Source organism: Novilysobacter selenitireducens, assembly GCF_020026895.1.
Classification (GTDB): domain Bacteria; phylum Pseudomonadota; class Gammaproteobacteria; order Xanthomonadales; family Xanthomonadaceae; genus Lysobacter_C; species Lysobacter_C selenitireducens.
On record NZ_JAINZW010000004.1, the window covers coordinates 344711 to 366876 of the forward strand.

Sequence of the window (22166 nt, forward strand, 5' to 3'; positions counted from 1 at the left end):
ATGGGGCCGCCCGTAGGTGATGCCGTCCGGCGCGGGGCCGGTAGCGGTATTACTTCAGCACGAGCGTGCCGCGCATGATCGATGCGTGGCCGGGGAAGGAGCAGATGTAGGTGTAGGACTCGCCTGCCTTGAGCTTGCCGACCGGGATGGTGACAGTGGTCGACTCGCCACCGCCGATGACCTTGCTGGAGGCGATCACGCGTGCATCGCCGGGCTTGACGAAGTTCTGCGCCACGCCGGCCTTCATGCCGTCGGTATTGATGCCGTTGATGTCGGCGGTCTTGCCCAGCACGAAGTTGTGGCCCATCACCGTCTTGGGCAGCTTGCCCGCGTGCTTGAGGGTGACGGTGAACTGCTTGCAAGCCGCCGGCACGGTCAGCGCCTTGGTGGTGAACTGCATCGCGTCGGTGGATTCGACCGTGGCCTTGCACTCGGCGGCGGCAGCGGGCGCGGACACCAGGGCGCCCGCGATGGCGAGCGAACCGAGGATGGCGAGGGACGTGTTGCGGGTCATGGAAGTACTCCGGGAGGGGTTGGAAGTTGGTAGGTGCAGTGTCCGCGGTGGCTGCCATTGGTGCCTTGATCCAGATCAGGCCACGCCCGTTGGCATTGCATTCGCACGCGGTATTCAGCTGCGGGACATTCCGTGAAAAGCGCAGGCCCGCACGTGGCGGGCCTGCGGTTGTTGCGCCTGGCGAGGCCAGGTGCGGCTGCATCAATGGCCCGAGTTCGGGTCGTGTGCTTCGTCCGTCTGGAAGATGGCCGGGTCGGCCTCGCCGTTGACGTGCAGGAAGCCGGCAAGCCCCTTCTCCAGTCGCGACAGTGCGTGGTCGACCAGGATGTACTTGCCCGGGTAATCGACCTTGAACTCCACCACCGTGGCGCCACCGGGCGGCACGAGCGTGGTCTGCACGTCCTTGAGCGGCGGGCTGGTCAACGAGGCCAGGTCGTAGACGCGGTCGAAGATCTCGCCGATCACGTGGAAGCTGGAGGTGAGGTTGGGGCCACCCACGCCGAAGAAGATGCGCACGGTGTCGCCGACGTCGGCCTCCATCTTGAAGGTCTTGGTCAACGCGTCCATCGAGCCATTGAACATCAGGTGCTCGGGCTTTTCGTCCAGCAGCTTGTCCAGCGAGAACTCCTGCAGGCCGCTGGAGCCGTGCTTCTGCGCGGTGTAGAGCTCGCCCTGCATCACGTAGAACTCCTTGTCGACCTTCGGCAGGCCGCCTTCGGGTTCGACCAGGATCAGGCCGTACATGCCGTTGGAGATGTGGTGGGCCACCATCGGCGTGGCGCAGTGGTAGACGAAGACACCGGGGTTGAGCGCCTTGAACGTGAAGCTCTTGGTCTGCCCCGGGGCGACCTGGGTGACCGCCGCGCCGCCGCCGGGGCCGGTGACGGAGTGGAAGTCGATGGAGTGGATGTTGACGCTGTCTTCCCGGTTCTTCAGGTTGACCGTGACGGTGTCGCCCACCCGGATTCGCAGGAACGGACCGGGCACCTTGTTGTCGAACGTCCAGTAGCGGTAGCTGCTGCCGTCGGAGAGCTTGCCTTCCACCTCGGTGGTCAGCAGGTCGTAGGTGATGTGATGCGGCGCGCGCTCGCCCACCGAGTCGCCGCCCACGTCGCTGGGATCCATTGCGATGTCCACTGCGGTGCTCTGCGTCTTTTGCACGTCGCCGACGACCAGCTTGCCGACCATGCCCGCGGCCTTGTGGCCGGGCAGGGTGCAGATGTACTCGAAGGTGCCGGACTTGGTGGCGCGGAACACGATGGTGGTGGCCGAGCCCTTGCCCACCAGCTGGTCGGACTGGGCCTGGAACTCGGGCACGGCGATGTCGTGGAGGGCGCCGTCACCGTTTACCAGCGTGATCTGCACGACCTTGCCCTCGGGGACGCGCAGGTCGGGGTTGACCTGGCCCTTGATGGCGCCGGCTTCGCCGACGAACACGAGCGCGCCGTCGGCGATCTCGGTGCGAAGGGTGAAAGTCACGTCCGCGACCGGCGCGACATTCGTGGCCGGGTGGCCGGAATGCTGCGCGATCGCGTGGGGGGCGAAGCCCAGGGCGGTCGCTACCGCCAAGACGATGGCGAGTCGTTTCATTGCAGGTGTCCCCTTTGGGGTTAGGAAAATCCGATGCGACAAAACTAGGGATCGGACCCTTCAGGCGCCCTGACGCAGGTCAACCGTGCCCCAGATGGAAAGCCGGGCAGCGGCCACGATCACGATGCGTCCACCGCCATTGGAGAAGATGCTGCGGCCCGGGGACCCCACTGTTGCCCCGGTCGCACATCTGGAGAGCGCTCGTGGAACCCGAACTGAAACAGCTGCAGGAAGAGGGGCGCATGGCCCGGCGTCGTGGCGCCAGTCTGGTGGACAACCCCATGCTGGCAGCGGAAGCCATGCCGGCGGTGACAGGTCAGGACATGCAGGAGTGGCAAGCGGCGATCGAAGCGTGGGAAGCAGGTTTCCGCCAAGCGGCAGCGTGATCCGCTTCGGCCGCCTGCCGGATCCAGCGGCGATATCCGCCCAGCCTGCTTGCGTGGACACTGAAGGGAGGGCGCCATGCCTCGCCGCACGTTGATGAAGCTCGCGACCTTCAACATCAACGGCATCGGCACGCGCCTGCCGCACCTGCTTGCATGGCTGGAAAAGGAAGCGCCGGACATCGTCGCGCTGCAGGAGCTGAAGGCGGTCGACGAGGCGTTCCCGGCCGCCGAGCTGGAGGCCGCCGGCTACGGCGCCATCTGGCACGGCCAGCGTTCTTGGAATGGCGTGGCGCTGCTGGCGCGCGATTCAATGCCGGTCGAAAGCCGGCGCGGGCTGCCCGGTGATCCCGACGACACCCAGAGCCGCTACATAGAGGCGGCTATCCACGGCATCGTCGTCGCCAGCATCTACCTGCCCAACGGCAACCCGCAGCCGGGGCCGAAGTTCGACTACAAGCTCAAGTGGATGCAGCGCCTCGCCAGGCACGCCCGGACGCTGGTCGACCTGCCGCACCCTGTCGCGTTGCTGGGCGACTTCAACGTCATCCCCACCGACCTCGATGTGTACGACCCCAAGGCCTGGCGCAAGGACGCGCTGATGCAGCCGGAGGTTCGGGAGGCCTATGTCGACCTGTTGGGGCAGGGCTGGACCGACGCGTTGCGCGAAACGGTCGGCGAGGACGATGTGATCTATACCTTCTGGGACTACTTCAGGCAGCACGCGGAGCGCGACCGCGGCCTGCGCATTGATCACCTGCTGCTCAACCCGGTGCTGGCCAAGGGGCTGAAGGAGGCCGGCGTGGACCGCTGGGTGCGCCTGCAGGACAAGGCCAGCGACCACGCGCCGACGTGGGTGACGGTCAAGGCACCGGGCCGGTAGCACCTCCGGCTTCGGCATGCGCGCGGCCGGATGCCTGAACCGGCTGAACGACCTTTGCAAAAAGAGTCGCAACCCACTGTCGTAGTCTAGGCGCCCTTTTCGTCCGCCACGCCATGAAACCCAGCGACCTGCACCAGGTGTTCGAGAGCTTGCCGGGCAATTTCGCGGTGCTCGCGGCTGAGCCCGGCTTCCCTGTCGTGGCGATGAGCCGTGAGCTGCGCAACTTCTCCGCCGACCCCGACAATGCGCTGGGGCGTCCGCTATTTGAGCTCTTCCCGGAGGCGCCCGACGCGCCGGGCAGCGAGGCAACGTTGAGGGCCGCGTTCGAACGCGTCATCCGGGAGCGTGCGCCCCATCGCCATGAACAGCGTTACGACGTGTTCGACCCCGTCAGCGGCGCCTTCCGCGAGATCTACTGGACCGCCACCAATACGCCGATCCTGGATGAGGCAGGGGAGGTGCAATACATCCTGCACCAGTCCGAGGATGCCGCCACGGAGCGGCGCCACGGCTCTATGGCCATCTTGGATGCGATGACCGAAGGCGTGTTCACCCTGGACCGCCAATGGCGCTTCAGCTACGTCAACCCCGAGGCCCATCGGATATTGCGGCAGGAGCCGGGCACGCTGATCGGCGCCGTCATCTGGGAGCGCTTCCCGGGTTCGGACGAATCGGAGTTCGGCGAGCACTACCGCCGCACCATGGCCGAGCGCGTGACCAGCCAGTTCACTGCCTTCTACCCGGGCCTGGAGGGCTGGTACGAAGTCACCTCCTACCCGGCGCCCGAGGGGATCTCGGTCTACTTCCGCGACGTCACCGCGCGCGAGCTCGCGCAGCACGACCGCGAACGGATGGCGCTGGAATCGGCCCAGCAGCGGCGCCTGTACGAGACCGCACTCAACAACACGCCCGACTTCGTCTACATCTTCGGCACCGACCATCGCGCCATCTACGCGAACGAGGCGCTGCTGAAGGTGTGGGGCGTCGAGGACGTGCGCGGCAAGACGTGGATGGACCTGGGCTACGAGCAGTGGCACGCGGACATGCACGACCGCGAGCTGGCGCAGGTCATCGAGACCCGGGCGCCGATCCGCGGCGAGATCCCGTTCACGGGTACGAACGGCCGGCGCGTCTACGACTACATCTTCGCGCCCGTGCTGGACGCCGACGGCGAGGTGGTGGCCGTGGCGGGCACGACGCGCGACGTCACCGCCCGCCAGGCGGCCGAGCAGATCATCCGCGAGCATGCCGAGCGCCTGGCCGATGCCGACCGGGCCAAGGACGAGTTCCTGGCCACCCTGTCGCACGAACTGCGCAACCCGCTGGCGCCCCTCAAGAACGGGGTGGAGATCCTGCGACGCACCACCGACGGCAATTCGATCCACGCCGAGATCCATTCGATGATGGAGCGCCAGGTCGACCACCTGGTGCGGCTGGTCGACGACCTGATGGAGGTCTCGCGCATTACCCGCGGCAAGATTTCCCTGCAGCTGCAACCCGCCGACCTGGGCGCGATCGTGTCCAACGCGCTGGATGCCGCACGGCCGGTGTTGGAGGCGGGCCGCCACGCGCTCCACGTCGACCAGCCCGAGGCGCCGGTGCACCTGCTGGCCGATCCCGTCCGGCTCACGCAGATCCTCGCGAACCTGCTCAACAACGCGGCCAAGTACTCGCCGCCCGGCAGCGATATCCGGCTGGCGGTCCGCAAGCGCGACGACGCGTTGACGGTGTCGGTCAGCGACACCGGCATGGGCATGGAGCCCGCCGAGATCCCGCACCTGTTCGAGATGTTCACGCGAGGAGACCGGGTCCGCACCTCCCACCAGGGCGGGCTCGGTATTGGCCTGGCGCTGTCGAGGCGGCTGGCGATGCTGCATGGCGGGTCGCTAGACGCCCACAGCGAAGGCCCCGGGCGAGGCAGTACTTTCACCCTCGAGCTACCGGGGCCGTTCGTCGATCCGACCGAGCGGACGCCGACTGCCATTCCGGACGAGTTGCGGCTGTCGCTGCGGGTGCTCGTGGCGGACGACAACCGCGACGCGGGCAGCAGCCTCGCCGATGCGCTCCAACTGTTCGGCGCGCAGGTGCACGTGGTGGACGATGGCGCCGACGCGCTGGAGCAGTTCGAATCCTTGGCCCCGGATGTCGCCATCCTCGACATCGGCATGCCGCGGGTCACCGGCTACGACGTGGCGCAGGCCCTGCGTGGGCGCGACGTGCGGGTGCCCCTGATCGCACTGACGGGATGGGGGCAGGCCAGCGACCGCGACCGGGCCATCGCGGCTGGTTTCGACCACCACTTGGTCAAGCCCGTCGCGATCCCCGCACTGGTCAGGCTGCTCGCGTCGCTGGAGCGGGGCGGACAACCCGTGGACGCGTAGCGCCGGGGTCCGCCCCGACCAATGCGAACCCAAGGCATCGCGGCGCGGCCCGAGTGCCGGTCAGGCCGAGTCCAGGGCGCTGGCGCGGCTGGTCTCGACCCGGTTGCGACCGGCCAGCTTGGCCTGGTACAGCGCCCCGTCCGCACGCGAGAGCGTCTGGGCAACAGTGTCGCCGCGGCGGTACGCCGTCACCCCGATGGATACGGTGATGTTGAATGCGGCGTTGCCGGAGGTGAGGGCGACGCCTGCGACGCTGGCGCGAACGCGGTCGGCAGCGGCCAGCGCCGCCGGCGCGTCGACGTCGCGGAACAGCAGCACGAACTCCTCCCCGCCCCAGCGCGAGACCGCATCGCAATCGCGCACCAGCGATTCGCAGACCCGCGCCACTTTCCGGAGTGCCTCGTCACCGGCGGCGTGTCCATGGACGTCGTTGGTCTGCTTGAAATGGTCCACGTCCATGATCGCGACGCTCCAGCCCTGTGCCGAGCGTTGCGATCGCTGCCGCTCGCGTTCCAGCAGCTCGGTCATTGCGCGGCGGTTGAGCAGCCCGGTGAGTTCGTCGCGCGTTGCCAGCAGGCTGATGCGGTCCAGTGCCTCGGCCAGCTCGCTCTTCTGCACGCGCAGGCGCTGGCGCATCGCCGCCACCCGGCCGCTGACCGCCATCAGCCCGCACACGAACAGGATCAGGCTGACGAAGTACGCCGCCTGGACGACCGGGTCGTAGATGTCTGGCCGATCGACGGCGCCGGTGTACATCGCGATTCCAAACGCGGCGATCGTGTAGCTGCCCACCAGCCAGGCCTGGGCACGCCGGAGTCCGAACGTGCCGAACATCAGGACCAGCGCGACCATCAGGAGGGGGGTGCCATGGCCGGCACCGGCGATCCGGTAGGCCACGGCGGTGCAGCCCACGGCATACATCAGCTGCAGGACCGTCAGCGACGGGTCGCGCAGGCGGGCCGACCAGCCCAGGCGGATGGTGATGAACATAGACACCAGCCCGATGGCCGACACCGCCGTCCATGCCCACAAGCCCGTGCCGTCGTTGACGCCGAGCCAGGTCATGACATGCATCAGGACGACGGCCACGACCATCAGGGCCGAGGCCAGCCCGGAATGGGCCAGGCGGATGCGCTGCTTCGCGTCGCGCGTGAGCACGACGTCGGCGAGTGATCTCAGCATGCAGCCATCGTCCGTGCGTGACGCGTCCCAGGTCCTTGTTCCAGATTAACGTCAGATGCGCAGCGAGCTTGAGAGCTCCGCCCCCCGGTGCCTGGCGCGTTGCGCCCGGGTCCGCCGCGTCAGGCCTGCGGCTTGAACTGCAGGACCGCCGTCGTGCCACGATCGGGATTGGAGCGCAGGTCAAGTTGCCAGCCGAAGTGCTCGCACAGGCGGCCGATCAGCTCAAGCCCCATGCCCGAATCGCCGCCAGGAGCGGTCGTGCGCGCCATGCGCGTGTAGATCGCGCTGATCTGTTCGGGGCTCATGCCTTGGCCGGGGTCGGCGATGACGACGGTCGCATCCTCTTGGAGGCGGATGTCGATGCGGCCGTTGTCGCTGTTCTCGATGGCGTTGCGCAGGAGGTTTCCGATCGCGACGCGGACGATGCCCGAGGGCGCCTGGATATGGCAGCGGGGCGGCGGTGCAAGTTCCAGCCGTAGCGATTTGCCGACCGTCAGGTGCTGGTGGTCTTCCACGATCTGCGGTAGCAGCGCGTCCAGCGACACCCGCTCCCCGGAGCGGGCCAGCCGCGCGGGGTCCTTGGCCAAGGCCAGCAGCACGGTGATGAGCTGCTCCATGTCGCGCGCAGTGCGCTGTATGCGCTGCAACTGGAACCGCATCGCATCGGGCTGGGCGCCCGGCGCAAGGGCCAGCTCAGCCGCGCCGTTGAGGACGGCGACCGGGGTGCGCAGTTCGTGGCTGGCCGTGTTGATGAACGTGCGTTCGCGTTCGACGAACTGCGCATTACGCGTCTGGTAGTCGTTGAACGCGTCGGCAATCACCACAAGCTCCGATCCGGCGCCCGGCTCGAGCTCGATCCGCTCAAGTCCCTGTCCGGGTCGCATTGCGCCGATCCGTTCGGCCAGCCGGCTCAGGGGTGACAACAGACGCCCCACCCCCAGGGCCACGGCGACGCCGATGGCCAGCAGCAACAACACGGAAGCAGCCAGCGTCAGCCATTCGTAGCCGGTTTCGTCCTGCTCGAACTCCTCGATGTCCATCGCCATCGTGTAGCGGGTCCCGGCGTCGTCGCGTACCAGCACGACCGTGTTCCTGTTGCCGACGTCGATGTCGTCGTGCAGGCCTGCATCCAGGCCACGCAACTCCGGCGGAAGGTCAGGGTCGGTCGCCCCGACGTACACGACGAACCCATGGGTATCGTCCCAGCGGTATCCCGGCAGGTCGCGGCTGCGATCGATGAAGTGGTCAAGCTCCACCGTCAGCCATGACTTCCACACCACGCGTTCCACGTATTCGATGACCACGGTGCCCTGGGCGACGATGGCCACGGTCAACGCGGTGGCCATCAGCAACAGCCACAGCACGATCCGATGGCGAAGGCTGCGCTGATTCCGAAGCGCCATCACGACGCGTCTGAAGAGGTGACACGGGCAAGCCGGTATCCCACCCGGGGCAGGGTGTGGATCAACTTCTCGGGGAACGGCCCATCGACGGCGCGGCGCAGCTCGTAGATGTGGGAACGCAGCATGTCGCCGTCCGGCGGTTGATCGCCCCACAGGGCGCGCTCGAGTTCCTCACGGGTCACGACCGCGGGGCTGGCGCGCATCAGGGTCTCCAGCAGCTTCCTTCCGGCGGGGAACAGATGGACCGGCGTGCCTCCTCGGGCGGCCTCCAGCGTCGACAGGTCCAGGCGAAGGTCATGGACGTGCAGCACCCGGCTGCGCGCGCGGCCGTGCAGGCGGGTCTTCAGGTTCTCCAGGCGCACTTCAAGCTCGGGCAGGTCGAATGGCTTGGTCAGATAGTCGTCCGCACCCGCCCGGAAGCCGGCGAGCTTGTCGGGCAGCTCGTCCCGGGCCGTCAGCATGATGACCGGCAGGTCCGTGTGACCGTTCTCGCGCAGCTTGCGCAGCAGCTCCGGGCCGTCCATGCGCGGCAGCATCCAGTCGAGGATCACCGCGTCGTAGGGCTGCGTCAGCGCCAGGTGCAGGCCGGTGATGCCGTCGGGCGCCGCGTCCAGCTCATGGCCCCGGGCCTCGAAATAGGCAAAGAGGTTGGCAACCAGGTTGCGGTTGTCTTCAACGATCAGCAGGCGCATGGGTGTCCCGTCTGTAGGGCGGGCGGCTATCCGGCGAAGGTGCCGCACCGCGTGTCGGAAGCGTGTCGGCGCAGGTTAACTGAAACCTCATGACCCTCCGACGCCGCCCCGACGCCCGTCCCACCCGCTTCCGACGCCCACCTCGCGACCCTGAGCTTCAGGTTTCCCGGTGGACGCACGTAATGGGTTCAAGGTTCACGACTTGCTGGTGGCTGTCACGGGCAGCCTGGCCGTGATGGCCCCTGCATTCATTGCGATGGGGGCCACGACGGGAATGCGGGGGGCACGCGATCCAGGAGTCCCCGCATGAGCAGCGTTGCAGGGCGCGCGCCGTTCCTGCTGGGGCTGGCGGACACTGTGCGGCGCATTTCGCACCGGCTCTGGCAGTGGCGGCCCCGCGCGTCGGTGGAGCTGTTGGCGTTGCTTGCCGGCCTGTTCTTCGCCCTGGGGTCCAACAGTCCGTTCTGGCATGCGGCGCTTATCCAGAGCAGCCACCCTTTGCGGTTGGCCGGTTCGCTGTTCGCGATGCTGGTGGGCCTGCACGGCCTGCTGCTCGGCCTGGTGCTGCCACGGCGCTGGGCCAAGCCCGTGCTGATGGTGCTGCTGCTCACCACCGCGTGCGCGACGTACTTCATGCAGTCCTATGGCGTCTACGTGGATGCGGACATGTTGCAGAACGTCCTGCAGACGGACTGGGCCGAGTCGCGCGAGCTGATGACCCCCGCCATCGCGATACACGTCCTGCTGTATGCCGGAGTTCCGTGCGCCGTCCTCTCGCGGGTGACCGTGACGCGGCGGCCGTTCCGGCAGGCGATTGCGGTGCGCGCAGGGTTCCTGCTGTCCATGTGGATACTGGTGATGCTGGGCACGGCGGTGTCGTTCAAGGACCTGTCCTCGCTGCTGCGCAACCAGCATGAGGCGCGTTATCTGGTTACGCCGGCGAACGTCCTTTACGGGCTGGGTAACCTCGTCGTATCGCGCCCCGAAGAGGCCATCGGGCCGCGGCTCCCCGTAGCCACGGATGCACGCCAGGTACTGGCAGCCGGCAGGCGGAACCCGCGGCTTCTCGTCCTGGTGGTGGGCGAGACGGTGCGCGCGCAGAACTGGGGGCTCAATGGTTACCGGCGCCAGACGACCCCCGGGCTTGCGCGGCAGGACGTGATCAACTTCGGCGATATGCACGCCTGCGGAAGCAACACGGAGGTCTCGCTGCCGTGCATGTTCTCGCTCAATGGCCGCGAGGGGTACGACCGCGGAAAGATCCTTTCGCACCAGTCGCTGCTGCACGTGCTCGAGCGCGTCGGGGTCGAAGTGTGGTGGCGCGACAACCAGAGTGGATGCAAGAGCGTGTGCGAAGGCCTGAGATTCGAACCGGTCACGACTTCGCGCACGGGCGCTTGCAATGGGCCGCGCTGCCTGGACGAAGCGCTGCTGGAGAACCTGCCCGTCGACGCACGCAGCAGCTCTGGCCGCTTGCCCGGCGACCGGCTGCTCGTGCTGCACATGCTGGGCAACCACGGCCCGGACTACTCGCAGCGCTATCCGTCCGGGTTCCGGCGGTTTCTTCCCGCCTGCGAAACGCCCGAGCTGGGGGAGTGCTCACAAGCTGAAATCGTCAACGCCTATGACAACGCGCTGCTCTACACCGACCACGTGCTTTCGGAGACGATCGCGCGTCTGCGCGAGGTGGATGGCTACGACACCGCGATGCTGTACGTCTCCGACCACGGCGAGTCGCTGGGCGAGCAGGGGCTGTACCTGCACGGCATGCCGTACGCCATTGCGCCCCAGGAGCAGCTTCGGGTCCCCATGGTGATGTGGTTCTCGCCGCGGTTCGCGGCAGGCGCGGGTCTGGACATCGCCTGCCTGCAGCACCGGGCGCGGCTGCCCGCGAGTCATGACGACCTCTTCTCCACGGTGCTGGGGCTTTTCGACGTACAGACCGCAGCGCGCACTGCCGAGCGCGACCTGCTGTCGGGTTGCCGCGCCGATGCTTCGCTTACACATCGGGGCGCGGCCTGATGGCGCGGCTGATGAAGCCCCGGCGCGCCGGCGTGGCGCGCATCGTCGCTGCCACCGGTCATTCCTGGCGGGGGCTGCAAGCCTGCTGGAGAAATGAAGCCGCGTTCCGGCTGGAAGTCGTGCTATTCGCGCCGCTCGCGATGGTCGCCTGCGCGGTCCAAGCCAGCGGCGTGGAGCGGGCGCTGTTGCTCGCGTCGCTGATGCTGGTGCTGATCGTCGAGCTGCTCAACAGCGGCATCGAAGCGGCCATCGACCGGATCGGCACCGAATACCATCCGCTCAGCGGGCTGGCCAAGGACCTGGGCTCCGCGGCTGTCACCCTGAGCCTGCTGCTCGGCGCGATTGTGTGGGGCTGCATCCTCCTTTAGCCGCCCCTGCGAAGCGCTGTTCCGACGCCTTTCCGACACCACACCCACCGGCTTCCGACCCGACGCTGTCGACCATGAGGTCGCAAAGTCGATTCTCGGCGTGGGTGGCTGTATGGGTTTGAGAATGTTCGCGGCAGCGAGGCCTGTGCTGGGCTTCTTCCTTGCAGGACTGGTGTTGCTGGGCCTGTCTCGCTTGGGGCTGGCGCTCTGGCATTTCGATGCTGTGACTCAGGCCGGGGGCTGGGCGCCCGTACTGCTGCAGGGGCTGCGTGTGGACGTGGCGACGTTGTGCCTGCTGTACGGGCCCGTTGCCGCGGCGCTGTTGCTGGCGCCCTCGCAGCGCATCGCAGGCATCGTGGGCGCGCTTTGGCTTGCCACCTCAATTGCAGTCATGGCCATCCTGGAGCTGGCGACGCCTGGCTTTATGGCCGAGTACGGCCTGCGACCGAACCGGCTGTTCCTCGAATACCTGATCTATCCACGCGAGGTCTTCTCCACGCTCTGGACGGGTCGGCCGCTGCAGCTGTTGCTGGTGCCGGCGGCCGCAGCCGGGATCTTTGCGCTCGCGTGGCGGGGCACCCGCGCGGTGCGCCAGCCGCGCGTGACGGTCGCGCCACTCTGGCAACGCGCGACGGTTGCGCTACTGGTCGTGCTGGTGGCCGCACTCGGGGCGCGGTCGACCCTTGGGCACCGCCCACTGAACCCCGCGATGGTGGCCTTCAGCGCCGACCCAAGGGTCAACCAGTTGCCGCTCAACTCCTTCTATTCCCTGGCCCACGCCGCTCGCCAGTGGCTGAAGCAGGAGGACAGCGCGATGGACCTGTATGGCCCGCTGCCCGAAGCCGAGGTCATCGCCAACGTCCGCAAGGCCAGCGGCTTGCCGAACGACGCGTTTATCAGTCCCTCCATCCCCACGCTTGCCGTCCGCTCGCCAACCCACACCGGGCGGCCCTTGAACGTGGTCATCGTCCTGGAGGAAAGCCTCGGGGCGCAGTTCGTGGGACACCTGGGCGGGTTACCCCTGTCGCCCAATATCGATCGCCTGAGCCGGGATGCGTGGACATTCACCCGCATGTACGCTACCGGCACACGCAGCGTGCGTGGCATCGAGGCAGTTGTCGCAGGCTTCTCGCCGACGCCCGCGCAGGCCGTCGTGAAACAACCCAAGTCGCAGCAGAACTTCTACACGCTCGCGCAAACGCTCAAGGCACGTGGCTACGACACGACGTTCTACTACGGCGGCGAGAGCCACTTCGACAACATGCGCGGCTTCCTGCTGGGCAACGGCTTCCAGCGTGTGATCGAGCAGCGCGACTATCCCGATCCGACATTTGCAGGCTCCTGGGGCGTCAGCGACGAGGACCTTCTCAACCGTGCACATGAGGAGTTCGCGCGGCTGCATGCGGCCGGCAAGCCCTTCTTCGGCTTCGTGTTCTCATCCAGCAACCATGATCCATTCGAGTTCCCAGAGGGACGCATCGAGCTGTACGAAGAGCCCATGCAAACGCGCAACAACGCGGCCAAATATGCGGACTTCGCTGTCGGGCAGTTCTTCCGACAGGCGATGGCATCGGACTACTGGAACGACACGGTGTTCCTGGTGGTGGCGGACCATGACTCGCGCGTCTTCGGGCAGGACCTGGTACCGATAGACGGGTTCCACATTCCAGCGATGATCCTGGGCGCGGGCATCGTGCCGCGCCGAGACACGCGGATTGCCAGCCAGATCGACCTGGGTCCGACGCTGTTGTCGTTGATCGGCATTAGCGAGCCCACACCGATGAACGGCATCGACCTCAGCAAGCCGGAATCCGGCCGGCCGGGGCGCGCCCTGATGCAGTACGCCGGCAACTTCGCTTGGATGCAGGGCGAGGACGTGGTCGTCCTGCAGCCGCAGAAGCCGCCCCGGCAGTTCCGCTATGACCGGGACTCGAAGCGGCTCATTCCCGGTGTGCTGGAGCCGGGACTGGTGCGGTCGGCCCATGCACAGGCGCTGTGGGGGTCCATGGCGTACGACAAGCAGTGGTACCGGCTGGAGCCGGGACGACAGCCCGGGCCCAAGCAGCGCGCATCGCAGTCCAGCCCGACTGCTGGTGTGGCGGCGTCCGTCACTCCCCCACGAAGCTGACCCGCATGGCATCAGCCAGAGTGGGCCAACGCTGGCGCTTGGCTGCACGATAGCGGCTGTTGCCGGCAGCGCGGCTTCAATAGGGCTTTCGGGGCGAAGCGGTCGCCCGGCAGCGGCCGCTCCATCGCTCAACGCATCCGCGAGCGGATCGTTTCCCACAGCCGTCGGCGCGCCTGGTAGGCGCTCACGCCCAGCAGCAGCGCGGCCAGCCAGATCGTGCCCTCGGTGGTGACCGCGGCCAACGTGGCGAGTACGAACATCGCCGTGGTGCCCGCGTCCATTACGATGCCCGCCCCAAGCGCGACCCACGACAGCAGGGCGGCGGTGGCGGCCAGCTTGATCCAGAGCCACTTGCGGCGATGCGTGCGCTGCGACTCGCTGGCTGCGGCATTCGAAGCCGCGCTCACTTCGCACCTCCCGTGTTCGGCAGCAGTGCCTGGGGCAACGGCGCGGTGGGTGTCTCGATCGTCCCCACGTTGGACACGATCCACCAGCGCTCACCGTCATTGAGCAGCTGGAAGTGGTTGAGGCCGCGCATCAGCGGTGCCTCGTCGGTGCGGCGCAGGCGGATCTCGAACGTGCTCATGACCGACGCCAGCAAGCCGTGCTGCTCGACCTTCGTCACCAGCGGGATCTCGTGGAAGCCCGTACTGGCGTAGGCGCTTTCGGTCTGGGCGATGAGTTCCTCGCTGTCCATGGCCATGATGCCGCTGCCGATGCTGGAGTCCATGGCGACGGAGAGGCGGGCGCCATCCAGGAACAGTGCACGGTAGCGGTCCCAGTCGCGGGTCGCGCCCGCGTCGCCGGAGATCGTGTCGTAGAGGGCATGGACGATGGCCTCGGGGGTCTCCCAGTCTTCGGGGCCGGCGTGGGCGGTGCCGGCCAGGCCCAGGCCCAGGCCCGTGGCCAGCAGGCTGCGGATTGCGATGTGCTTGAACGCGTGCGTCATGGTCATTCTCCCTTGAACTGGTTGAGTGCGTCGGTGGTGAGCAGGCGGCCGTCGAGCACGACGGCATGGATGTCGCGGGTATGTGCGATGTCGTCGAGCGGGTTGCCGTCCAGCACCACCAGGTCGGCCTCGAAGCCCGGCGCGACCCGTCCGATGCGGTCGCCCGCGCCCAGCGCGTCGGCGGCATTGCGGGTGGCGGCCAGCAGCAGTTGCGCGGTGGGTACGCCGGCCTCGGCCAGCAACTCCATTTCGCGATGCAGGCTGATCCCGGGGGCGATCCACGGGTTGCTCATGTCGGTGCCGAGCGTCATGCGCGCATCGGTGGCGTACAGGCGCGCGGCCATGCGCTGCACCTTTGGCCAGACGGCGCGGGCACGCTCGAAGTCCTCGGGCTGCCAGCCGATGGCGAAGGTGAACCACTCGTTCCAATGCGACAGCAGCCGGGGGTGGGCGTATCGACGTGCGTCGTCCTTGTACGGGTTGTCCTGGTCCTGCACGAAGGCGGCATGGAAGGCCACCAGCGTGGCGTCGAACACGGGGCGGTACTGCCGGTACGCGGCCACCAGCCGGTCGGCCTGGGGGCCGTCGGGGTCGAAGTGCTCCCACCACTCGAAGAACGAGTACGTGCCGCCGCGCGCGGTGGACTGCCAGGCCGCGCGTTGCCCAGGCGTCAGCAGGTCGGGGCTCAACGGCATGAGATGGACGATGCCGTCCAACCCCATCGCCAGTGCGTCGGGCCACGCGATGCTTTCAAGGTGCGCGACAGCGGGACGACCCTGCGCGTGCGCAGCGTCGATGCCGGCTCTCAGCAGCTCCGGCGACAGGCCGGTGTAGAGCTTGATCCAGTCCGCGCCCGCCTCGACCTGCGCGCGCACCACCGCCTGCATGTCCTCGGGCGTGCGTGCTGCGGCGGCCAGGCCCGGAAGCTCCGCGTTGTTGATGACCGGACCGGCGTTGAACGCTTCCGGGCCCACCAGCTCGCCGGCGGCCAGCCGTGATTCGTAGCGGCCGGCCGCCTCCAGGTCGCCGCCCGGGTTGCGCAGCGTGGTGACGCCGAAGGCCACCAGCCGGTTCGCGTTGTGCTCGGCGATCGCGTCATCGGGCAGGGCCTGCAGCACGGCGCGACCGCGCTCGCGTTTCATCTCCATCGGGCCCAGCGTGAGGTGGGCGTGCATGTCGATCAGGCCGGGTGTCAGGTAGCGGCCCTCCAGGTCGAGCACGTGCGCGCCACGCCGGCAGGCGGCATCGCCTGCCGCAGCAATGAGGCTGATGCGCCGGTCCTGCACGCGGACGCAGCTGCGCTCGCCGACGCGGTTGTGTTCGGCGTCGACGACGTGGACATTGTCGAGCGCCAACGCACCGTTGGCGGCCGGCGGGCTGGCGAGTGCAGGGGTGAGTGCGCAGGCCAGGGCCGAGGGGAGCATCAGTTTGGCAAGGGGGCGTCGCATCGTCGGTGCGTCCTTATCGAGTGGGTTTGCCTCCTGAGTCGCTACCGACGCTGGATTTCTTACGCGACAATTATTTTTTTTCGCGGTGTAAGAAACGAGCCCCATGCCCCGACTGAAGAGTGCTGGGTCCCCTCATTGACGACAAAAGCCGCGCACTCGAACCGCATGCATCCACTCTGGCCGCAGGTACAAAACTTCCATCCCCACCTGTGGCGCGCCGTGTGCGGGTACGAGCTCAATCCCGCGATGCGCGAGGAGCTGTTGCAGGAGGTGTTGCTCGCCGTATGGGAAAGCCTTCCCCGGCTGCGCGACCCTGACATGCTGCTGCCGTTCGTGCTGCGCATCGCACACAACCTGGGCGCCAGCCACGTGCGCGCTGAAGCCCGGATGCCGTCACCCGTTTCGTTCGACGCTGCACAACACGACGTGCCGGACCCGGCCACGACCACCGCGTGCGCCCGCACGCAGTGGCTGTTCGAGGCGCTGGCCACGTTGCCACTCAACCTGAGGCAGGTGCTGATGCTGCAGCTGGAAGGATTCGACTACCAGGAGATCGCGGACATGCTGGGTGTCACCCTGGAAAACGTGGGCGTGCGCCTGCATCGCGCGCGCGGACGGCTGAAGGCCTTGTCCAAAGAGGAGGGCGGTCTGTGAACTTCGACGATCTGATGAAGAGTGCGTGGCAAGGCCAGGTCCCATCCGCGATGCAGGCGGACCTGGTGCGCAAGGTCCGCCGACGCAAGTGGCGGCTGCGCCTGTTGCGTGCCCTGGAGGTAGTGCTGACCCTGCTCGCAGTGCTGGTGTTCGGCCAGGCGCTCTTCACAGGCCGCTTCGGCCCCACGCATTGGTTGCTGTTGCCATTCTTCGTGGTGTTCATCCCGGTGGCTTGGGCCGTCGTGTTGCGCGCTCCGCGGCGGCATGCCGCGGACGCCACCGGGAGTGCGAGCGCCTATGCACGCCTTCGCCTTGCGCAATTGCGGGCCGGCCTGCGCGATCTCTGGCTGGCGCGCACCGCAGTGTGGCTGCTGGCCGGGTACGCGGTAGTGGCCTATGCGGGCACATGGCTGCTGGCCGGCGATGCGTGGCGCGATGCCGGCCTGATGTTGCTGCTCATGGCCGGCGCATTCCTGGGCGTGACGCTCTGGCTGGGGCGTCCGCTGCGTCGGCGGTGGATGCGGGAATACCGCGCGGTCCGGAGGCTCGTGGAAGACTGAGCGAGTTGTTGCGCGCAGGCGACGTGTTGAGGCCTGGGTGAGCGCGCGCCTTGGCCGCTTCGCGCGTCACTCCACCACGAAGCTCACCCGCATGCACACGCGCCAGTGGTCGATCTGGCCCGAGGGCGAGGTTCGCACCTTGATGTCGCTGACCCAGGCGCCTTGGATGCCATTGGCCGACTCGGCGATCCTGTTGAGGCCGGCCTGCACGGCATCTTCGATTCCGATCTTGGACTCGCTGGTCACTTCGATGACTTTGGCGACGCTCATGGTGCGGTTCTCCTTCGGCTTGCCGGCGCGCGCTCACCGCGCGGTGTAACCGCCATCGATCACCAGCTCCGAGCCGGTCACGAAGGCGGACTCGTCGCTGGCCAGGTACACCACGCCCCAGGCGATGTCGTCGGGGTCGCCGACGCGGCCGAGCGGGTGGAGTTGCGCCAGGTCGGCCCGGCCTTTCTCCATGTCCGGCTGGCCGCTGTCGCGCAGGTGCTGCTCGACCATGGGTGTCCAGATGTAGCCGGGGTGGAGCGAGTTCACGCGGATGCCGTCGGGTGCGTAGATCATCGCGTCGGTCTTGCTCATGAGCCGCACCGCGCCCTTGGACGCGTGGTAGGGCGGCACGTCCGGCCCGCCCACCAGTCCGTAGATCGATGACAGGTTGATGATGCTGCCGCCCCCGGCGCGGCGCAGGTGCGGCAGAGCGTGCTTTGTGCAGAAGAACACGCCCTTGACGTTGATCCGCTGCACGCGGTCCCACTCGGCCTCGGTGATCTCGTGCGTGGGCTTGTTGGCACCGGCGATACCGGCGTTGTTGACCAGCACGTCGATGCCGCCAAAGGCGTCGGCAATCTCGCCCATCGCACTGGCGACCTGCGATTCGTCGCCGACATCGACGTGCCAGTAGCGCACCGGCATCGCGCGTCCGGCAAGGTCGGCGGCCAGCGCTTTTCCGGCCTCCTCCTGCAGGTCCAGGATCGCCACGCGCGCACCCTCGTGCGCCAGCTTTTCAACGCAGGCCCGGCCAATGCCGACGGCGCCACCGGTGACGATGCAGGTCTTGTGCAGGACGCGGTTCACGGCGGCTCCGGTCAGGTCAGGGGGATGACGTCAGCCGATGTGCAGGCGGTCGTCGATGGCATGCACGCCGGCGGCGGACCAGACGGCGCGTTCCACGGCCTGGCGCTCGTCCCAGTTGTCGACCCCGCCTTCCAGACGCACCGTGCCGCCTTCGCGGATCTCGACGCGGATGTCGCGGGCCTCCAGCTCGGCATGGCGCTTGAGCGCGTCCAGGATCTTCTGCTTGACGTCCACCACCTGCGCGGCCGGCTTGAGCGCGATGTCGTTGATGACGCCGACCAGGCCGGTGAGCTTGCGGACCTCGGACTCGGCGGCCGCGCGCTGGTAGTTCCAGTCCACCTGGCCCGACAGCGTGACCCAGCCATCGGCGACACGGACCCTGACCGCATCGCGCGGCACCGCGCTGCTCCATGCCAAGCTGTTGAGGGCACGCTGTGCGATCTCGTCGTCGTTGGTACGGGCATCGCCGGGCAGGCGCACCTCGATCTCCTGCGCGATGGCCTTGACGCCCTTCACCCGCCACGCCGCGCGTTCGGCCGCGAGCTTCTGGGTGTAGCTGGGCACGTGCCCGCTGAGGGTGACCACGCCGTGTTCGGCGCTGACGCCGATGCCGGCCGAGTCGATGCTGGGTTCGAATTCCAGCTCGTCCAATACCAGTTGCCTGAGCTCCTTGTCGTTCATGGGACGGTCCTCCGGGGGAGGTTGGGGGAGCGCGTAGTGGAGACGCACCGGCGCCGCGCGGTATTGACCGGCGTCAAACCTCCGCGTGTTCAGGCCGCGGCGGCGGGCAGGGCACCGGTGGCGCCCCCAGCAGGTCCACGCGGTCGCGGTACTCGGGCACGCACGTGGGCCAGCCCAGCTCGCGCTCCACGCGCTGGCGCAGGGCGTCGGCGGCGTCGGGCTCGCCGTGGGTCAGGTAGACGCCGCGCGGCTGCCGCGGCGCGGAATCAAGCCAGGCGACGAGTTCGTCGGCGTCTGCATGGGCCGAACCGGTGTCGAGCTGGAACACCTCCGCGCGCACGTCCACGTCCACGCCGTAAACGCGGATGCGGCGCTCGCCGCGTGCGAGCGCGGCCCCGCGCGTGCCGCCAGCCTGGTAGCCGCACAGCACGATCGCGTTGCGCACGTCGCCGGCGAAGGCCAGAAGGTGGTGCAGCACGCGTCCCCCGGTCAGCATGCCACTGGCGGACACGATCACCTTCGCGCCCTTGCGCGTGTTGAGCGCCTTGGACTCCTCCACGCTGGACACGGTGCGCACGCGCGTGTCCATGCGGTCCAGCGCGGCGGCGTCCAGGCGGTGCTCGCCCATGTGGTCGCGGTACAGCACGGTGACGCGCGCGGCCATCGGGCTGTTGAGGTACAGCGGCACCGGCGGCAGGTCGCCGTCTTCCACCAGCTCGGCAATGACATGCAGCAGCGCCTGCGCGCGGCCCACCGCGAACGCCGGGATCACCGCCGTGCCGCCACGAGCCAGCACCTTGGCCAGGATCGGCTTGAGCTCGGCGCGCAGCGAGCCGGGCACGTGGCGTCGGTCGCCGTAGGTGGACTCGCACACGATCCAGTCGCTTTCCGCAGGCGGTTGCGGGGCCATGGCCACCGGGTCGTGCGGACGGCCGATGTCGCCACTGAAGGTCACGCGCGTGCCACCGTGCTCCAGCGTGACGGCGGCTGCGCCCAGGATGTGCCCCTGCGCGCGCAGCATCGCCATGAAGCCGAGGGCGGGGGTGAAGTGCGCGCCGAACTCCACCACCTTCAGCCGACGCAGTGCGCGCGCAGCGTCTTCCTCGGTGTACAGCGGCTTGGCCGGGTGGTGGCGCGAGGAGCCGATGCGGTTGGCATAGCTGGCTTCTTCCTCCAGCAGGCGCGCCGAGTCCGGCAGCATGATCCCGCACAGGTCGCGCGTGCCGCGGCTGCACCACACCGGGCCTTCGAACCCATCGGCCACCAGGCGCGGCAGGTAGCCGGCGTGGTCCAGGTGCGCGTGCGTCAGCACTACCGCATCGATGCTGGCCGGCTCGATGGGGAAGGGCGCCCAGTTCTTCAGGCGCAACGGCTTGTAGCCTTGGAACAGCCCGCAATCGACCAGCACGCGGCTTTGGGGTGTCTCCAGCAGGTAGCGCGAACCGGTCACCGTGCCGGCGGCGCCGAGAAAGGTGAGGGTGAAGCCGCTTTGTGGGCCGGCGCCACTCATAGCGCGGATTCCGCGGTCTGGGTGCGGTCGTCCAATGGCTGGCGATGCAGGGTCACGACGGGCGCCTCCGGTGCGGGTTGCATCCATCAGGCGCCTTCGCGTGCGCTCGCGCCTTGATCGTGATCAATCCCCGCTGTTCCAACGCCGTGCCGGACGCCACGCGGACATTACGGAAGAGTGACGATGCATCGCCACGCTGCTTTGCCCAATCGGGTACCAAGGCACACGGCACAGCCAGGGTTCAGGAAAAACGCCCGTTTGGCGCCTTCGCTCCACGGTATGCCCACCTGCGGCTGCCTAGTCTGGAGCGCCTTCCCCCGCACACGTGCAAGGCCGAGGCATGACGCGACCGCTCGCTCCCCACGCCCTCCGACATACCCGCGACGACGCGCGCACCGACACCTCCCCCGACCGCAGCGCCGCGTTCCTGAAGCACATCGAGAGCCCAGACTTCCCCTGCGTCGGCTCCAAGGCCGCGCTTGCGCAGGACGCCATCCGCACGCTGGAGCTGGGCGCGCTCGGCCAGCGCAGCAACGACGCGCCACTGCTGGACGGGCTGGCGAAGTTCGCGCGGCACCTCGCCGCGCAGCCTCATGACTCCAAGGGCGTGCACTCGTTCGTCGCGATCTTCGACGGCCCCACCGACACCGACGAGATGCGCTTCGAGGCGTTGCTGTGGTCGCAGCTGCAGCGCCTGCACCTGCTGGACGTGCGCCGCGGCAACGCGTGGGCCGACGGCGTCAGCCGCACCCCCGACAGCCCGAAGTTCAGCCTGAGCATGGCGGGGCACCCGTTCTTCGTCATCGGCCTGCACCCGGACGCCTCGCGCATCGCGCGGCGCTTCGCGTGGCCGGCGATGGTGTTCAACTCGCACGTGCAGTTCGACCGCCTGCGCGAGGACGGCCGCTACGAAAAGATGCAGAAGGCCACCCGCGCGCGCGACCTCGCGCTGCAGGGCTCGATCAACCCCAACCTCGCCGATTTCGGCACCGCGCCGGAGACGCGCCAGTACAGCGGGCGCAAGGTCGAGGCCGATTGGAAATGCCCGTTCCACCCCATCAATGCACAGCCAAAGAAAGGAGCCCCGCGTGACTGAGGCCGTCGCCCACGATTGCACCCGCATCTCGCCGTGTTCGGCCCAGGCTATCGAGCTGGACGAGGGCGACGAGCTGGTCGTCATCGACCCGCAGGGCCAGCAGGTCAGCGACCTGGTCGCCTACAACCGCAACGACCTGGACGAGTACCTGTCCTCCGGCCGTTCCATCGATTACGCCTCCAAGCTGTGGCTGACCACGGGCGACCTGCTGTACTCCAACCGCAGCCGCGTGATGTTCGACATCGTCGAGGACACCTGCGGGCGGCACGACTTCACCCTGACGCCGTGCTCCAAGGACACGTTCTCGATCATCTACGGCGAAACCGAAGGCCGCCCGGGCTGCGAAGGCAACCTGGCGATGGCGCTGGCGCCGTACGGCATCGGCGTGGACCGCGTGCCGATCGCGTTCAACGTTTTCATGAACGTGTCCGTGGACGGCGACACCGGCCGCATCGCGGTGCTGCCGCCCACGAGTAAGCCCGGCGACCACATTCGCCTGCGTGCACGCATGCCGCTGGTGGTGGCAATGACGGCATGCTCGGCCGGGCAATCGAACAACTTCCAGTACAAGCCGATTGATTACAGGGTGGTGCGAAAGGGCGGGTGATGCCGCGGGGCGGACCATGCGAGTCCCGCGATTGGAGG

At 67.9% G+C, this 22166-nt stretch carries 22 protein-coding genes; 10 read left to right on the forward strand and 12 right to left on the reverse strand.

Features of this window, described 5'->3' with window-relative positions; translation table 11 throughout:
- Positions 1-49: 49 nt before the first annotated feature.
- Positions 50-514: an azurin gene (gene azu, locus K6753_RS10780; RefSeq protein ID WP_223676438.1), complete on the reverse strand. Its 465-nt coding sequence runs from the start codon at positions 512-514 to the stop codon at positions 50-52.
- A gap of 201 nt (positions 515-715) precedes the next feature.
- On the reverse strand, positions 716-2104 hold the full coding sequence (gene nirK, locus K6753_RS10785) for a copper-containing nitrite reductase (protein WP_223676439.1): 1389 nt from the start codon (positions 2102-2104) through the stop codon (positions 716-718).
- Between the two features lie 203 nt (positions 2105-2307).
- On the opposite strand from nirK, the gene K6753_RS10790 reads away from it, so the two are divergent.
- The 3 genes from K6753_RS10790 (at position 2308) to K6753_RS10800 (ending at position 5751) form a co-directional block, all read left to right on the forward strand.
- Positions 2308-2490, forward strand: coding sequence for a CrpP-related protein (locus K6753_RS10790; RefSeq protein WP_223676440.1), 183 nt, complete (start codon positions 2308-2310; stop codon positions 2488-2490).
- A gap of 76 nt (positions 2491-2566) precedes the next feature.
- A complete protein-coding gene (xth, locus tag K6753_RS10795; RefSeq protein WP_223676441.1) occupies positions 2567-3370 on the forward strand; it encodes an exodeoxyribonuclease III in 804 nt (267 codons plus the stop codon).
- A 113-nt stretch (positions 3371-3483) separates the two neighbouring features.
- Positions 3484-5751: a hybrid sensor histidine kinase/response regulator gene (locus K6753_RS10800; RefSeq protein ID WP_223676442.1), complete on the forward strand. Its 2268-nt coding sequence runs from the start codon at positions 3484-3486 to the stop codon at positions 5749-5751.
- A 60-nt stretch (positions 5752-5811) separates the two neighbouring features.
- Here the strand turns inward: K6753_RS10800 and K6753_RS10805 are convergent, their stop codons facing one another.
- The 3 genes from K6753_RS10805 to K6753_RS10815 all read right to left on the reverse strand — a co-directional run bounded on the left by K6753_RS10805 (position 5812) and on the right by K6753_RS10815 (position 9028).
- Positions 5812-6933: a GGDEF domain-containing protein gene (locus K6753_RS10805; RefSeq protein ID WP_223676443.1), complete on the reverse strand. Its 1122-nt coding sequence runs from the start codon at positions 6931-6933 to the stop codon at positions 5812-5814.
- Between the two features lie 119 nt (positions 6934-7052).
- Entirely contained in the window at positions 7053-8336 is a 1284-nt protein-coding gene (locus K6753_RS10810; RefSeq protein ID WP_223676444.1) for a sensor histidine kinase, read from the reverse strand.
- On the reverse strand, positions 8336-9028 hold the full coding sequence (locus tag K6753_RS10815; RefSeq protein WP_223676445.1) for a response regulator transcription factor: 693 nt from the start codon (positions 9026-9028) through the stop codon (positions 8336-8338). The genes K6753_RS10810 and K6753_RS10815 overlap by 1 nt, the downstream gene beginning before the upstream one ends.
- A 306-nt stretch (positions 9029-9334) precedes the next feature.
- Here K6753_RS10815 and K6753_RS10820 point away from each other — a divergent pair, with 306 nt between their 5' ends.
- The 3 genes from K6753_RS10820 (at position 9335) to K6753_RS10830 (ending at position 13546) form a co-directional block, all read left to right on the forward strand.
- Positions 9335-11050 (forward strand): phosphoethanolamine transferase, encoded by a 1716-nt coding sequence (locus tag K6753_RS10820; protein WP_223676446.1) that lies wholly within the window; start codon positions 9335-9337, stop codon positions 11048-11050.
- Complete coding sequence (locus K6753_RS10825; RefSeq protein ID WP_223676447.1) at positions 11050-11418, forward strand: diacylglycerol kinase; 369 nt, start codon at positions 11050-11052, stop codon at positions 11416-11418. The genes K6753_RS10820 and K6753_RS10825 overlap by 1 nt, the downstream gene beginning before the upstream one ends.
- A 124-nt stretch (positions 11419-11542) precedes the next feature.
- Entirely contained in the window at positions 11543-13546 is a 2004-nt protein-coding gene (locus K6753_RS10830; protein ID WP_223676448.1) for an LTA synthase family protein, read from the forward strand.
- A gap of 128 nt (positions 13547-13674) precedes the next feature.
- Here K6753_RS10830 and K6753_RS10835 read toward each other — a convergent pair whose 3' ends face one another.
- Genes K6753_RS10835 through K6753_RS10845 form a run of 3 tightly spaced genes read right to left on the reverse strand, consistent with a single transcriptional unit; the run spans position 13675 to position 15943 of the window.
- Positions 13675-13953: a hypothetical protein gene (locus K6753_RS10835; protein ID WP_223676449.1), complete on the reverse strand. Its 279-nt coding sequence runs from the start codon at positions 13951-13953 to the stop codon at positions 13675-13677.
- Positions 13950-14495 (reverse strand): hypothetical protein, encoded by a 546-nt coding sequence (locus tag K6753_RS10840; protein ID WP_223676450.1) that lies wholly within the window; start codon positions 14493-14495, stop codon positions 13950-13952. Before K6753_RS10840 ends, K6753_RS10835 begins: the two co-directional genes overlap by 4 nt.
- 2 nt (positions 14496-14497) lie before the next feature.
- On the reverse strand, positions 14498-15943 hold the full coding sequence (locus K6753_RS10845; protein ID WP_223676451.1) for an amidohydrolase family protein: 1446 nt from the start codon (positions 15941-15943) through the stop codon (positions 14498-14500).
- Positions 15944-16108: 165 nt separating this feature from the next.
- On the opposite strand from K6753_RS10845, the gene K6753_RS10850 reads away from it, so the two are divergent.
- Both K6753_RS10850 and K6753_RS10855 read left to right on the forward strand, forming a co-directional pair.
- Positions 16109-16597: an RNA polymerase sigma factor gene (locus K6753_RS10850; RefSeq protein WP_223676491.1), complete on the forward strand. Its 489-nt coding sequence runs from the start codon at positions 16109-16111 to the stop codon at positions 16595-16597.
- Positions 16594-17157 carry a hypothetical protein gene (locus K6753_RS10855; protein WP_223676452.1) on the forward strand — a complete coding sequence of 188 codons (564 nt, stop codon included), beginning with the start codon at positions 16594-16596 and terminating at the stop codon, positions 17155-17157. The genes K6753_RS10850 and K6753_RS10855 overlap by 4 nt, the downstream gene beginning before the upstream one ends.
- Positions 17158-17223: 66 nt before the next feature.
- Here K6753_RS10855 and K6753_RS10860 read toward each other — a convergent pair whose 3' ends face one another.
- The 4 genes from K6753_RS10860 to K6753_RS10875 form a co-directional block, all read right to left on the reverse strand.
- The gene (locus tag K6753_RS10860; RefSeq protein ID WP_223676453.1) at positions 17224-17427 is read right to left on the reverse strand and encodes a dodecin family protein; all 204 of its coding nucleotides are present in this window, start codon (positions 17425-17427) and stop codon (positions 17224-17226) included.
- 33 nt (positions 17428-17460) lie between these two features.
- Positions 17461-18234 (reverse strand): SDR family NAD(P)-dependent oxidoreductase, encoded by a 774-nt coding sequence (locus K6753_RS10865; protein WP_223676454.1) that lies wholly within the window; start codon positions 18232-18234, stop codon positions 17461-17463.
- 30 nt (positions 18235-18264) lie between these two features.
- On the reverse strand, positions 18265-18915 hold the full coding sequence (locus K6753_RS10870) for a BON domain-containing protein (protein WP_223676455.1): 651 nt from the start codon (positions 18913-18915) through the stop codon (positions 18265-18267).
- Positions 18916-18988: 73 nt separating this feature from the next.
- The gene (locus K6753_RS10875; protein ID WP_223676456.1) at positions 18989-20425 is read right to left on the reverse strand and encodes an MBL fold metallo-hydrolase RNA specificity domain-containing protein; all 1437 of its coding nucleotides are present in this window, start codon (positions 20423-20425) and stop codon (positions 18989-18991) included.
- 340 nt (positions 20426-20765) lie between these two features.
- Between K6753_RS10875 and gntA the strand changes: the two genes are divergently transcribed.
- Together gntA and K6753_RS10885 are read left to right on the forward strand one after the other, a co-directional pair.
- A complete protein-coding gene (gene gntA, locus K6753_RS10880; RefSeq protein WP_223676457.1) occupies positions 20766-21521 on the forward strand; it encodes a guanitoxin biosynthesis heme-dependent pre-guanitoxin N-hydroxylase GntA in 756 nt (251 codons plus the stop codon).
- Positions 21514-22128 carry a DUF1989 domain-containing protein gene (locus tag K6753_RS10885; RefSeq protein WP_223676458.1) on the forward strand — a complete coding sequence of 205 codons (615 nt, stop codon included), beginning with the start codon at positions 21514-21516 and terminating at the stop codon, positions 22126-22128. Before gntA ends, K6753_RS10885 begins: the two co-directional genes overlap by 8 nt.
- The last annotated feature ends 38 nt before the right edge of the window (positions 22129-22166 follow it).